Source organism: Streptomyces sp. NPDC006309 (assembly GCF_040613095.1).
In the GTDB taxonomy this organism is placed as follows: domain Bacteria; phylum Actinomycetota; class Actinomycetes; order Streptomycetales; family Streptomycetaceae; genus Streptomyces.
The window spans coordinates 109,504-122,808 of record NZ_JBEXRO010000025.1 but is presented as its reverse complement, the minus strand read 5'-3'; the positions used below and the strand labels follow the sequence as shown (position 1 = coordinate 122,808).

Genomic DNA, 13,305 nt, shown 5'->3' with positions numbered 1-13,305 from the left:
CCGCGACCCCTCGCTCAGAACGCTGACGGACTCGATCGCGCCGGGGGCCGCATCGGCCGGTGCTGTCGGTTCAGAAGCCACAGCACCACGGTAACCCCCATGGGCGTACGCACAAGAGGTCTCCCGACCCTGCGGACTGCACGTCTCGGCGACCTCGTTCGATAACACCAGGATTTGTTGGCGAAATGAGAAGGGTCGCGCTGGCTCATGAGTGGCAGCCACAGTGCGGTCTCGAGCGTCACAGCTCCGCACGCTCGCGCGTCTGAGTGGTCAGCGTGCCGAGCAGCTCGTCACCGTCCTCCGTCAGGTGCGTGCCGGACACTGATCGTTTCGGAGGATGCCGAGTGACCTCAGGGAGGAGTGCCGGCATCCTGCACGCGGGCCGCTCGGCCGGCCGGGGTGGTCGGGGGCGCCGGCGCAGCCGCGGTACGGGCCCGTCTCAGCGGCGTCCGGCCAGCTTCTTGGCCTCGGTGAGGATCCGGCCGCGCTCCAGGAAGCCCATCCCGCGCTCCCGGAGCATCCGGTCGACCTGGTGCTGCCCGCGGCCGGCGAAGAGGAGCCGGGCCGCCTCGGTCACCAGTGCTTGCGGCACGGGTGCGGTCAGCGCGGACAAGTCACCGGTACGGTCCGACGGCGCACTGCCCCGGGAGACCCGCACCCGCAACGGGCGGGTCCACACCTGCACGCGCCGACCACCCCGGGTGGCCAGCAGATACGCGCCGAGGAGCCAGCAGGCGGCCAGGATGCCGATGAACTTCAGCACGTCCACGGCCGGCGGGCCGGTGTAGGTCTTCTCGTCGCCGATCGAGCCCAGTGGGGCCATCAGCAACAGGACGCCGACGACCACGCGCCAGTGGCGGTGCCAGAAGCCCTGGCCGGCGGCGGACGCCCGCCCGGGGACGGATCGGGCCGCCGGGCCGGTAAGGCCGGAGGCGGGCCGGCGGTGGATCCGGCGGGCAGTGTCGTTGACCGGGGTCATCGCGCCGTCGAGGCTGTACCGGAACAGGGCGATGTCCCACTCCTGCGCGTAGGCGACGGCGGTCGGCGTGTAGTCGCTGCCGGTGAAGAAGACCAACTGGGCCGTCGACCCCTTGGGCCGCGCGCCGACGAAACGCTGGAGTTCCGGCCGTCCGACCTGGGCGGCCTGGTACTTCACCTGCCCCAGCGCGCCCCGTGCCCGGACGTCGATGCCCGCGTCGGGCCCGCCGGGACGCGCGGTGGCATCGGTGTACCCCCAGTGCCGCATCCAGCGGGCCGCGTTGTGCTCGGCCTGCTGCCACGACGTGATCTGCATCGGCCGTGGTTCCCCGGCCCCGTACCCCGCCCCGCTCACATCGTCCCCTCCTGCGTCGCGCCCGGCCGGCTCATCGTAAGCCGCGCCCCGGGGCGGCATGGACGCTACGGCGGCCGTACCGGCACCCGGAAGCCCCTGTATCGCCGGCCGATCGGGCACGTACGCGGTTCGGCCATGGCTCGGGCGTACCGGCGCACGGGGGCGTGCGCCCAGGCGTGCACGGCGCGGCGCACGGGGGCGTGCGCCGAGGCGTGCACGGCGAGAGTCACTCGCGGACCCGCGCCTTTACCGGGGGACGCGCGTCACCGCCGGCCGTGTCCAGGCCCGCGAGAAGGCGCAGCCCGTCCTCGGCGGGGCTGCCGGGAGCCGCGGACAGCACCAGCAGCTCCGTGCCTGACGCGTCCGGCAGTGCGAAGTTCTCCTGGTGCAGTTCCAGCAGTCCGACCAGCGGGTGCCGGTACGCCTTGCGTCCATGGGTGCGGGCACGTACGTCCGCGCGGGCCCAGAGACGGCGGAAGCGGTCGCTGCCCATCGCCAGCTCTCCGATGAGCGAGGTCAGGCCAGGGTCATCGGGATATTTGCCGGCGGCCAGGCGCAAGTGCCCGACCACGTCGAGGGTGCATTGCTCCCAGTCCGCGTAGAGGCCGCGTTCGCTCTCTTCGAGGAAGATGTGCCGGGCGGTGTTCAGGCCCGGCATCGGCCGGCCGAAGAGGAGCCCCGCGAGGCGGTTCCCGGCGAGCACGTCCAGGCGGTGGTTCATGATCAGCGCGGGTGCGCCGGCGACCAGGTCGAGGACGCGCAGCAGCTCCGGCCGCACCCGGCCCCCCGGCGTCTTCGTGCGGCGGCGGCGCTGCCGGGCGAGCCGGTGCAGGTGCGCACGTTCGGTCTCGTCGAGGCCGAGGACGTGGGCGAGCGCGTCGAGGACCTGCTCGGAGGGCTGGGTCGCGCGGCCCTGCTCCAGGCGTACGTAGTAGTCGACGCTGACTCCGGACAGGTGTGCGACCTCTTCGCGGCGCAGCCCCTCGACCCGGCGGCGGCTGCCGCTGGGGATGCCGACGGCCGCCGGGTCGACCCGGGAACGCCGGGTCCGCAGGAAGCCCGCAAGATCGTCCATGCGTCCAGTATGGCCTCGGTGCTGCCCGTGAGGGTGGCCCTGCCGATACCAGGAACTCCCGTCCGACGGAAGAGGCGTCCCTGAACGCCGGGCGCCGCGGCGCCCACCATCGAAGGCATCCGATCTGGAGGAGTTCCCATGAAAACGCTGATCGTCTACGCCCACCCGGAGCCGAAGTCGCTCAACAGCTCGCTGAAGGACCTCGCGGTGTCCACTCTGGAGAACGCCGGGCACGAGGTACGGGTGAGCGATCTGTACGCGATGAACTGGAAGGCGGTCGTGGACGCCGCGGACTACGGCCCCCACGCCTCGAGTCCGCTGAAGGTCGCCCTGGACTCGGGGCGGGCCTTCGACGCCGGGACGCTCACCCCGGACGTCCTCGCCGAGCAGGAGAAGCTGCTGTGGGCGGACATGATCATCTTCCAGTTCCCGCTGTGGTGGTACACGATGCCCGCCATCCTCAAAGGCTGGGTGGACCGGGTGTTCACCTACCACTTCGCGTACGGCGTCGGCGAGCACAGTGACACGAGGTACGGCGAGCGCTTCGGCGAAGGCACCCTCGCGGGCAGGAAGGCTCTGCTGTCGGTGACCGCCGGCGGCCCGGAATCGCACTACGCCGCTCGCGGGATCAACGGCCCCATCGACGACCTGCTGTTCCCGATCCACCACGGCATCCTCTACTACCCGGGCATCGAGGTCCTGCCGCCGTTCGTGCTGTACGGCACCGACCGGTTGACCGACGAGGACTACCCGGACGTCGCCAAGGCCTGGGAACAGCGCCTGCTCACCCTGGAGTCGACCGAGCCGATCGCTTTCCGGCGGCAGAACTCCGGTGACTACGAGATCCCCTCCCTGCACCTGAAGGAGGGTCTGGAACCGGCCGGCCGCTCGGGTTTCGGGCTGCACGTGCGCGGCTGACCGCTGGCGATGGACGGGGCCGTGTTCCGCATCCCGTGAGCGGGTCACCTGACGGTGGATCACCCGGACCGGGGGGCGGGCGCACGGAGACGGGCACCCGGAGGGTGACGCGCACCCCGGCCCATGAGGAAACCCGCGACCGGCAGTGGCGGCTGAAAGGCTACAGCGGCTGTAGTGGCTGTAGTGGCTGCTGTGCAAGCTCGCGCGGCGCGCTGACCGGCGGCTTCTGGAACCTGCCCCGCATTGCCCGCATCTAGTTGTGCGGTGAGGCAGGAGCGGTGGCGCTGGGTCCCGCAGGGGTGCCTTCACCAGGGGAATTCTCATGGTACGGCGGACACTGGCAGTCCCCGCTCTCGGCCTGCTGGTACTGCTGGGGACTGCGGCCTGCGGCAACGGTCACGGCTCGTCCGGCGCTCGTCCCGCCGTGTGCCGGACGTCCCAGCTGGGCTGGAAGATGACCCGTCTGCCCGGCACGCAGCAGACCACACCGTCGGCCACGCTGAGCGCCGAGAACAAGGGGTCCGAGTCCTGCGCCTTCGACGGCTACCCGGGCATCGACGTGTACATCGGCAAGGGGCCGTCGGCCGGCGGGAAGCCGAAGAAGGGCGCCACGCCGGTCCACCTGGAGCTGAACCCGGGCCATACCGTCGAGTTCCCGCTCTTCTACGAGGCGACGGCCGCTCCGGGCTGCGCTTGCGAGGTTTCGGCCGAGTACGACCCCAGCATCACCGTGGTGCCCCCGCACACCGAGGACGGCTCCATCGTCAAGATGACGGATGCGAAGGGGCGTCATGTGCGGGCGCAGGTGTGCGGCGTCGGCATCGAGCTGGGCTCGCCCCAACTGCGATGACGAGCATGCGCATTGATGAGCAGCACGTGGACCGACGTGTACCTCACGCGTACGGCGGTTGTGGGATCATGATCGCTGCGACCGCTGACCACGGTCGGCCGACAGCCGCCGCACGGCGGCACGGGGGAATGCACCGGGGGGTGCGCCGTGAGCGCGGGCAGGGCCGTCGGCGGAGGATCACGCGTCGGAGTCCGCGACAGCGGCTTGCCGTCTGTCGCGCGGCAGTGACCTGCCTTCGAGTCCTCGTGCCGCCGTCCGGCCCGCCTCAGTAGGAGAAACCAGAAGTGCTCGATACACGAATACGTCTCGGGGCTGTCGCCTCGCTGAGCGCCGCGCTGCTGCTGGGCAACGCCGCGGCGGCCCGGGCCGGCACCTCCGCCCCCGTTCCGGACGGACCGGCGCCGAGCGCGCCGGCCCTGCCCACCACGTCGGCGCCATCGCACGGCGACGCCCCCACGCCGACGCTCTCGGCCAGTCCCGCGGCCGGGTCCTCGGCCTCCGTCACGCCGGTGCCGACCGCCGACGGCGACTGGACGGCCCGGGACGCCATCCGCTTCTGGACGCCCGAGCGTCTGGCCGCGGCCACCGACCCCTCGGGCCGCACCGCCCCGCCGAAGAACTTGGCCGCGGCCCGGCAGCAGGGTTCCGCCACCGGCATCACCGCCCAGCACTTCAAGGGGATCAAGTCCGTCGGCACGATCTTCACCACCGGCGCGGGCGTGAAGGGCCACCGCTGTTCGGCCAGTGTCGTGCGCAGCGACGGGCACAATCTGATCCTCACCGCCGGGCACTGTGTCGGCGCGCAGTCCATGTTCGTGCCCATGTACGACCACACCAAGAGCGCGGCCCAGCAGCCGAACGGGGTCTGGGCGGTCGACAAGTGGTTCCGTGACAAGCGGTACGCCTCGGACAAGAGCAAGAACTCCGACCTGGACTACGCCTTCGCGAGCCTGAAGCCCAACGGCCGCAAGAACGTCCAGGACGTCGTGGGCGCCAACACACTGGCCCGTACGCCCGGTTACGCCAACCGGGCGACCGTCATCGGCTACCCGAAGATCGCGCACAACCCGCAGGACCAGGCGGTCCGCTGCCCCGACGTCTCCACGACCGCGCTGTCCGGCTACTACCAGATGCAGATCAACTGCGGAGGCATGTGGGGCGGGGTGTCCGGCGGGCCGTGGTTCTCCAAGCTCGACGCCGCCGGCAGTACCGGCACGATCATCGGCAACGTGGGCGGCTTCATGCAGGGCGGCCCGGACGTACCGCAGACCGACCACCGGTACAACGAGATCAGCTACAGCCCGCTGTACGGCGACCGCTTCTTCAAGCTCTACGCCGACGCCCAGAAGGGGCGCAACCCCGACAACGGCCCCTACCAGCAGCCGCGCCTGCCGTACACCATGGGAACCGGTTCGGCCTGGAAGCACGCCAGGCTGATGGCTTCCGGTGACTTCAACGGCAACGGCCACAGCGACATGATCGTGGTGTGGGACGACGGTGAGACCACGCTGTACAACAGTGACGGCAAGGGCCGGTTCACCGGTGAGCAGCGGCTGCTGGGCAAGAACGGCACCTGGAGGCACGCGGTGACCATCACCGCGGGCGACTTCACCGGCTCCAACCGGTTCGACCTGCTGGTGCGCTGGACCGACGGCGAGGTGACGCTGTACGGCGATGTCGGCACCAAGGGCCTGAACTGGGCCGGCACCCAGATGATCAAGCCCAATGACCTCTGGAAGGACGCGACCGGGATCGCGGCGGGCCGCTTCGGCTCCTCCCGGTACGTCACCGACCTGATCGTGCGCTGGACCGACGGCGAGGTCACCCTCTACACGAACGTCAGCGCCGGCACCTTCGGCCAGGAGCACGAGCTCAAGGGCAAGAACGACACCTGGCGGGGCGCCACCCTGCTCACCGCCGGCGAGTACTCCGGCAGCGCCAAGTGGGACCTCATGGTGCGCTGGACCGACGGCGAGCTCGACACCTACGCCGGCACCGGCACATCGGGCCTCGGCAAGGAACAGCGCGTCCTGGCCAAGAACGACCTCTGGAAGCACGACACGGTCATGACGACCGGCGACTTCACCGGCAACGGCCGTACCGACGACCTCGTCATCCGCTGGGCAGACGGCGAGACCACGATGTACACGGACACCCGCGCCGCCCGCCTGGGCAGCGAGGCGACCCTGGTCCACGCCGCCTGCTGCTGAGCCGGACGCTCGATGCCCTCGGCACGAACCCTGTGCGGAGGGCATCGTGCGTACCGCACGTCAGGAGGCCCGGACGGCCTGCCGCCTCTCTGACGTCCCCACCTGCTCGACCGTCCGCTCGGCGTTCCGGTGCGTCCAGCGGCCGCCGGCCAGCAGCACCGCCGGGCGCGGGCGAGGCGGTGGCCGCGCCGGGTCGGCTGTTCCGCCGGCCGACTGACGTCTCAGGAGCCCGTCTGCCGGATGCGGGCCCGTACGGCTGCGCGGTCGATCCCGAGCTGTGCCATGAGATCTGCCGCGGGATCCGGCTTCTCACAGTCGAGGAGGGCGAGCAGCAGGTGCTCCGGTGCGATGCGCCGGCTGCCGCTCTTCCTTACCTCGGCGAGGGCGCGCGGGAGGACCGAGCGGGCGCCGGAGGTGAAGGGTGTGCGTTTGCGCGAGGCGGGAATCGGTGGGCGCTCGATTCCCTGGACGTCGATGCCGATCGCGTCCAGTGCGGACCGGTCGAGGGCGCCGAGAGCGGTCCGCGCGGTCTCCACGTCGGTTCCGAAGGCCCGGACGGTGACCGAGCCGGGCTCGTGGAGCACACCGAGGAGGAGGTGCTCGGTGCCGATGCGGCGGTCGCCGCGCAGCCTGGCTTCTTCCACCGCTGAGCTGACTGCTGTACGGGCACCGGCTGCGAAGTGTTCGAACACTGTCGTCTCACTTCCCGTACTTGGCGTGTACGGAGCCGGCGGCTGAGCGGCCGGGTCAGCGCGCGAAGATCATGTAGAGAATGGCGGTCGCGATCGCGCTGATCAGCAGGGAACCTAGACAGCCGATCCGGTTACTGAAGAAGAACATGGTCCCCGTCTACCCCAAAAGCCCCTGTGGTCGCATCAGCAGGTTCGAAGGCCCAGGCCAACCGCGCCCGGACCGGCGCGCAGACGGCGTCCGGGTCCCGGCGGGACCGGCCGAGTGCGGGCGGGACCGGGCGGGTACGGGGCGAGACCGGCCGAGTTCAGGCGGGACCGGCCGGGCGCAGGCGGGACCGGCCGGGTGCGGGCGGGACCAAGCCCGTCGGCTTGGTCGGAGTCGGTGCAGGAAGCCGCGCAGGGCGGACCAGAATCGTCCTCGGCGCTGACGTCACATCAGCCTGCCGGAGCGCGACGACCACGACCACCGGCGCGGCGGGCATCCATTGACTCCCGTTTGGGCTTCCGTTCCCTGAGCGTTCAACCGGTGCTCCCTGTCAGCGTCGTGTGCGCTTCCTAGGGTCCATGAGGCTTCCCGAAAGAAGGGGCTCATGGACTCACAGCTCGCCATCCGGGCTCGCGGCATCACCAAGTACTACGGCGATGTCGTCGCGCTCGACGGCGTAGACCTCGATGTGGCGCAAGGACAGATCCACGGCCTGGTCGGTCCGAACGGCGCCGGCAAGACGACGTTGCTCGGCCTCCTTCTCGGCCTGGCCGTGGCCGACAGCGGACGTCTGGAAGTCCTCGGCACTCCGGTGGGCCGGGCGTTCGAAGCGCCCGGCGGTGTCGCCGGGTTCGTGGACGGGCCGGGACTGTACCCCTCGCTCACCGCCCGGCAGAACCTCGCCGCACTCACCGCTCTGCGCGGCGACGGCAGGCGGTCGGCCGGGATCGACGACGCACTGGAACAGGTGGGGCTCACGGACGTCGCCGACGACCGCACCCGCGGCTTCTCCCTGGGCATGCGCCAACGGCTCGGCCTCGCCGCGGCCCTGCTCACCAAGCCGCGGCTGCTCGTCCTGGACGAGCCCTCCAACGGCCTGGACCCGGCCGGGAAGAAGCACGTCCACGGTGTTCTCACCCGGCTCGCGAGGGAGGGAACGAGCGTCGTGCTCTCCAGCCACCGCATGGACGACCTGGAGGCCCTGTGCTGCGAGGTCACCATCCTCGCGACCGGGCGGATCGTCTTCTCCGGGCCGCTGGGCAAGCTGGCCGCCGAGAACCGCGAACTCGACTACCGGCTGTTGACGTCCGACCCGGAGCGCGCACGCCGGCTGGCCGCCCACACGCCGGGAGTCCGCCTGTCCGACGACACCACGGCGGGCCGGGGCGGGGAGGTGCTCGTGGTGCGCGCGCTGGTGCCCGCCCTCGACGACCTGGTGGCGCGGCTCGTCCACGAGGGCGTCGCGCTGCGCGAACTCGCGCCGGTCGTCTCCCCGTTGGAGGCGGCGTTCCTGGCCCTGACCGAGCAGCGGAAGACCGGGGCCCAGGAGCAGAAGACGGAATCCGAGCAGCAGAAGACGGACTCCCGGCGGCAGGAGAACGGCCGATGACCGCAACCACGACCCCCACCGCGAGCTCCGCCCCCACCGCCGTACCCCCCGCGCAAGCGCACACCACCGCGTCAGACCGCGTCACAGTCGCCAGGAGTTACCGCTTCGAAGTCGTCAAACTCCTCTCCCAGTGGCGGATCCGCCTCCTGCTCCTGGCCTGCTGGATCGCGCCGGCGCTCTTCGTGGCCGGGGTGAGCGCGCAGAGCACGCTGCCCACGGACACCCTCTTCGGCCGCTGGATGCACGCCACCGGGTGGGCCGGTCCGCTGGTCACTCTCGGTTTCGCCGGTACCTGGGCGCTTCCGCTGCTCACCTGCGTCGTCGCCGGTGACGTGTTCGCCGCCGAGGACCGGCTCGGCACCTGGCGCCACCTTCTCGTCGCCGTCCGCTCGCCCCGGCGGATCTTCGCGGCGAAGGCACTGGCCGGGCTCACCGTCGTCCTGCTGCTCGTGGCCGGGCCGGCCGTCTCCAGCACGGCCGGCGGGCTGGTGGCAGTCGGCGACCAGCCACTGGTCGGCCTCGACGGCCATCTGCTCGCGCCGGGAGACGCCGCCGGCACGGTCCTGCTCGCCTGGGCCTGTGTGCTCGCCCCGACCCTGGCGCTCGCCGGAATCGGGCTCCTCGGGTCGGTCGCACTCGGGCGCTCCCCCATGGGCCTGCTGCTGCCCGCGGTCGTCGCGCCGGCGATGCAGTTCGCCCAGATGCTGCCGCTCCCCGTCGCCGTACGCCTCGCCCTGCCCGGCGACGCGTTCCTCACCTGGAACGGCCTGTTCACCAGCCCGGCGCAGTTCACTCCGCTGCTCATCAGTGTCGTTGTCAGTCTCCTGTGGGCCGCGGCGGCGACGGCACTGGCCTATGTCCTCTTCCTGCGGCGCGACTTCACCAACCCCACCGACGACGGCTCGGCGCGCCGCGCGGTCACCACGGCCGCCCTGCCGCTCGCGGGGCTGCTCGGCGTGACCGTCGCGGTCGTGGCGGCCACGACCACGGCCTCCGGCTCCGGGATCGAGCGGGCAGAGGTGCAGCACTCGCTCGCCATCGAGTTCGCCCACCTGTACCGCATGCAGACCGACCAGCTCCACCGGCCCGCTGTCACCGAGGCGCAGTTGAGGACCGCGGCGGCGTGCACCAAGGCCGGTGTCCAGGACGGCGCCCGGGGCCCGGGCAACGACTGGCGGTGCGTCGTCTCCTGGCACCTGCCGGGTGTCGCGGCCACCGGGTCGGCCGTCTACCAGCTCGACATCACGGCGGACGGGCGGTTCGTCGCCGACGGCGACGGACCGAAGGAAGTGAACGGCTACTTCCTGGTGCGGACTTCGACCGGGGACGCACCGAACCCGCTGTGGCAGTTCGACGGCAGCGTCGACCTGCTCTCCGCCTCCACGGACTCCCCGGCTCCCTGAACCCTTCCTCTCCGGCCACCCCCCGAACTCTCCGAATTCGCGAAGGAATGACGTCATGCAGATAGCACGCCGCCGCCGGCAGGCCGAGAAGAAGTACTACGACCTGCTGGGCAGACGTGTCAGCCGCCGGGCCGCGCTGGTCACGGCATGCATCACCACGGCCGCCCTGGCCACCGGCACCGCCGTCGCCGAGACCCGTCAGTTCGGCACCGACCAGGTCGGCCAGGTCACCGACAGGGGTCAGGTCGTCTCCGCCGACCAGTACATCGCCCCGTACGGCGACCGCCTCGTTATCGACGACGGCAAGATCATGTCGTCGACGGTCAGCCCGGACGGCAGTCACCTCGCCGCCGCGCTCACCGACGGCGACGCCGCGCTGGTCGTCGTGGACCTCGCGACCGGGCGGATCAAGCAGCGTGTCGGCGCGAACGCCGCTGACGACCTGCGCATCAGCAGCGGCTCCGTCGGCCAGGAAGGCCCGACGTACTCACCCGACGGCAAGCAGCTGTGGCTGGGCCAGGCCGACGGATACACCAGATTCACCGTGACCGCGGACGGCACCCTCGCCGACCCGGTGACCGTCAGGATCCCGGCCGACGGCAGCAAGCAGGCCCTGGTCGCCGCGGCGGTGTTCTCCGCCGACGGCTCCACCGTGTACGCCGCGGTCAACGGCCAGAACCGGGTGGTGGCGATCGACGCGGCGACCGGGGCCGTCAAGCGGAGCTGGGCGGTGGGCAACGCCCCGCGCGGCATGGCCCGGGCCGGCGACAAGCTCTACGTCGGCAACGAGGGCGGACGGCCCGCGAAGGCCGGTGACTCCACGCTCAACTCCTACGGCACCCAGGTGCCGGCCGACCCGACGACCGGCGCCACCACCACCGGCACGGTCAGCGTCATCGACCTGGCCGACCCGTCCGCCGCCGTCGGCACCATCGACGTCGGCCTGCACCCGACCGCCGTGTACGCCCGGCGCGGCGCGGTGTTCGTCACCAACACCGCCGACAACAACGCGTCGGTCATCAACACCGCCGACGACAAGGTCGTACAGACCATCTCCACCCAGCCGTGGCCGGAGGCCTCGGTCGGCTACGAGCCCGACGCCGTGACCCTCACCGACGACGGCCACCTGCTGGTGACGCTCGGCCGCGCCAACGCCGTCGCCGTGTACCGGTACACCTCCCCGCAGGAGCCGGTCAGCTACATCGGCCTCCTGCCGACGGACTACTTCCCCGCCGAGATCACCACCGTGGGCAAGAAGGTCGTCGTCTCCAACACCCGCGGCGTCGACGCCCGCCGCCCCGACAGCGCCGGCCGCGGCACCCACGACACGACCTCCAGCCTGACGCAGTTCACCCTGCCCAGTGACCGTGTCATCCGCTCCCGGACCGCCGAGGTCTTCCAGCAGAACGGCTGGAGCGCCGGCTCCGTCCCGGTGGCCAAGGGCCACGGCCACGCCGAGCCGCAGCCGGTCCCGGCTCGGATCGGCGACCTGTCCACGATCAAGCACGTCTTCCTGATCGTCAAGGAGAACCGCACCTACGACCAGGTCTTCGGCGACCTCCCCCAGGGCAACGGCGACCCGTCGCTGACGCAGTTCGGCGAGAACGTGACGCCGAACCAGCACGCCCTGGCCGAGCAGTTCGGGCTGTACGACAACACCTACGACATCGGCACCAACTCCGCCGAGGGCCACAACTGGCTCATGCAGGCCGACAATCCCGAGTACACCGAATCCTCGGCCGGTGAGTACAAGCGCAGTTACGACACCGAGGACGACGCCCTCGGCCACCAGAAGACCGGCTTCCTATGGACCGGCGCGCAGGCGGCCGGCAGAAGCGTGCGGGACTTCGGCGAGTTCCAGCAGTTCCTGACCAAGCCGTCCGGCGCCAGCTGGCAGAACCTGTACTGCGACGCCAAGAACATGGACGCGACCGGCCAGGCCACCGCCTACCCCCTGAACTCCTCCTCACCGATCCCGTCGCTCAACAGCGTCTCGGTGCCCGGCTTCCCCAAGTTCGACACCAGCGTCCCGGACCTGTACCGGTACCAGATCTGGAAGCAGGACTTCGAGAAGAACGGCCCGGCGAACCTGAACATGTTCTGGCTCTCCAGCGACCACACCGGCGGCCCGGCGAGCCCGGCGGCCCAGGTCGCCGACAACGACCTCGCCACCGGCAGGATCGTCGACAAGATCTCCCACAGCAAGTACTGGAAGGACTCGGCGATCTTCGTCGTCGAGGACGACTCCCAGGCCGGCCTGGACCACGTCGACGGCCACCGCGCCCCGGTCCAGATCATCAGCCCCTGGGCCCGGCACAGCACCGTCGACAGCCACTACTACTCGCAGATCACGATGATCCGCACCATCGAGCAGATCCTCGGCATCCACCCGATGAACCAGAAGGACAGCGCGGCCACCCCCATGCGGGGCGCGTTCACCCGGCACCCCGACTACACCCCGTTCACCGCCCTGCCCAACCGCACCCCACTGACCGACGGTCTGAAGACCCCGCCGGCCTGCGGCGTGGACACCCCCGCCGCACCGGACCCCAAGGCGGCGGCCGTACCGTCGGCGAAGGTACCGGCGGACAAGAAGTCCCTCGCCGCCGCGTGGGACGCCTGGAAGTCCAAGCAGCACCTGACCGGCCCCCACGCCATCCCCGACTACGCCAACCCGGCCCAGATGAACCACCTCACCTGGTACCAGACCCACAACTGGACGCGCCCGTACCCCGGCGAGAAGAAGATCCACGCCCCGAACGACGTACCCGGCGCCTACATCCCGTCGCCGGAGTCGGACGGCTGACGCACGCCGCACCCGCGAGGACCCCTGCCGGGCCGACCGCCTGCCAGGGGTTCTCCCCCTACGGGTCCCGGCTCCTGTGCGTCCCCGGCCCTCGGTGAGCAGCGGGAACCCGCGCTCGGTGCGATCAGCTGCGGGGACTCCTCGTCAGCGAGACCGCTCACGCCGGACTCGGGGTCCACCGGTCGGGCCAGGCGGCCGGCACCTCGCCGGTCGCGGCAACCACCGACGCCGGCCAGGCCGAGCACTCGGCGGCGAGCGCACGGAGTGGTTCGGCTTCCTCGGCGTGGCCCGGCCGCAGGGGCTGGCCTGCGAGTTGCTCTCGGTGCCGCTGCCCGGTCACTCCGCGGGACACGCGGGTGTCGCCGTGCGCGGCGGCGACGGACGGTGGCTGCTGCGATCGGTGTCCAAGGGAAGCAACTGCAT

General features: G+C 71.1%; 9 protein-coding genes. 6 read left to right on the top strand and 3 right to left on the bottom strand.

The window, feature by feature from the left end; genetic code table 11:
* Window positions 1-439: 439 nt before the first annotated feature.
* Complete coding sequence (locus ABZ117_RS27650) at window positions 440-1,294, bottom strand: restriction endonuclease (protein WP_356824512.1); 855 nt, start codon at window positions 1,292-1,294, stop codon at window positions 440-442.
* Between the two features lie 265 nt (window positions 1,295-1,559).
* On the bottom strand, window positions 1,560-2,408 hold the full coding sequence (locus ABZ117_RS27645; protein WP_356824511.1) for a helix-turn-helix transcriptional regulator: 849 nt from the start codon (window positions 2,406-2,408) through the stop codon (window positions 1,560-1,562).
* A gap of 138 nt (window positions 2,409-2,546) precedes the next feature.
* Here ABZ117_RS27645 and ABZ117_RS27640 point away from each other — a divergent pair, with 138 nt between their 5' ends.
* The 3 genes from ABZ117_RS27640 to ABZ117_RS27630 all read left to right on the top strand — a co-directional run bounded on the left by ABZ117_RS27640 (window position 2,547) and on the right by ABZ117_RS27630 (window position 6,386).
* Window positions 2,547-3,326, top strand: a complete 780-nt coding sequence (locus ABZ117_RS27640) for an NAD(P)H-dependent oxidoreductase (RefSeq protein ID WP_356824510.1) — start codon at window positions 2,547-2,549, stop codon at window positions 3,324-3,326.
* A gap of 322 nt (window positions 3,327-3,648) precedes the next feature.
* The gene (locus tag ABZ117_RS27635; RefSeq protein WP_356824509.1) at window positions 3,649-4,176 is read left to right on the top strand and encodes a DUF4232 domain-containing protein; all 528 of its coding nucleotides are present in this window, start codon (window positions 3,649-3,651) and stop codon (window positions 4,174-4,176) included.
* A gap of 284 nt (window positions 4,177-4,460) precedes the next feature.
* A complete protein-coding gene (locus ABZ117_RS27630; RefSeq protein WP_356824508.1) occupies window positions 4,461-6,386 on the top strand; it encodes a VCBS repeat-containing protein in 1,926 nt (641 codons plus the stop codon).
* Between the two features lie 221 nt (window positions 6,387-6,607).
* Here ABZ117_RS27630 and ABZ117_RS27625 read toward each other — a convergent pair whose 3' ends face one another.
* A complete protein-coding gene (locus ABZ117_RS27625) occupies window positions 6,608-7,030 on the bottom strand; it encodes a Clp protease N-terminal domain-containing protein (protein WP_356824507.1) in 423 nt (140 codons plus the stop codon).
* A gap of 638 nt (window positions 7,031-7,668) precedes the next feature.
* Between ABZ117_RS27625 and ABZ117_RS27620 the strand changes: the two genes are divergently transcribed.
* Genes ABZ117_RS27620 through ABZ117_RS27610 form a run of 3 tightly spaced genes read left to right on the top strand, consistent with a single transcriptional unit; the run spans window position 7,669 to window position 12,882 of the window.
* Window positions 7,669-8,673 (top strand): ABC transporter ATP-binding protein, encoded by a 1,005-nt coding sequence (locus ABZ117_RS27620; RefSeq protein WP_356824506.1) that lies wholly within the window; start codon window positions 7,669-7,671, stop codon window positions 8,671-8,673.
* Window positions 8,670-10,076 carry an ABC transporter permease gene (locus ABZ117_RS27615; protein ID WP_356824505.1) on the top strand — a complete coding sequence of 469 codons (1,407 nt, stop codon included), beginning with the start codon at window positions 8,670-8,672 and terminating at the stop codon, window positions 10,074-10,076. Before ABZ117_RS27620 ends, ABZ117_RS27615 begins: the two co-directional genes overlap by 4 nt.
* 55 nt (window positions 10,077-10,131) lie before the next feature.
* Window positions 10,132-12,882 (top strand): alkaline phosphatase family protein, encoded by a 2,751-nt coding sequence (locus ABZ117_RS27610; protein ID WP_356824504.1) that lies wholly within the window; start codon window positions 10,132-10,134, stop codon window positions 12,880-12,882.
* The last annotated feature ends 423 nt before the right edge of the window (window positions 12,883-13,305 follow it).

Bases quoted from the DNA above. Each gene is read 5' to 3' on its own strand.
- ABZ117_RS27650 (WP_356824512.1), bottom strand. From the start codon at position 1,294: ATGCAGATCACGTCGTGGCAGCAGGCCGAGCACAACGCGGCCCGCTGG.
- ABZ117_RS27635 (WP_356824509.1), top strand. From the start codon at position 3,649: ATGGTACGGCGGACACTGGCAGTCCCCGCTCTCGGCCTGCTGGTACTG.
- ABZ117_RS27640 (WP_356824510.1), top strand. From the start codon at position 2,547: ATGAAAACGCTGATCGTCTACGCCCACCCGGAGCCGAAGTCGCTCAAC.
- ABZ117_RS27645 (WP_356824511.1), bottom strand. From the start codon at position 2,408: ATGGACGATCTTGCGGGCTTCCTGCGGACCCGGCGTTCCCGGGTCGAC.
- ABZ117_RS27615 (WP_356824505.1), top strand. From the start codon at position 8,670: ATGACCGCAACCACGACCCCCACCGCGAGCTCCGCCCCCACCGCCGTA.
- ABZ117_RS27620 (WP_356824506.1), top strand. From the start codon at position 7,669: ATGGACTCACAGCTCGCCATCCGGGCTCGCGGCATCACCAAGTACTAC.
- ABZ117_RS27610 (WP_356824504.1), top strand. From the start codon at position 10,132: ATGCAGATAGCACGCCGCCGCCGGCAGGCCGAGAAGAAGTACTACGAC.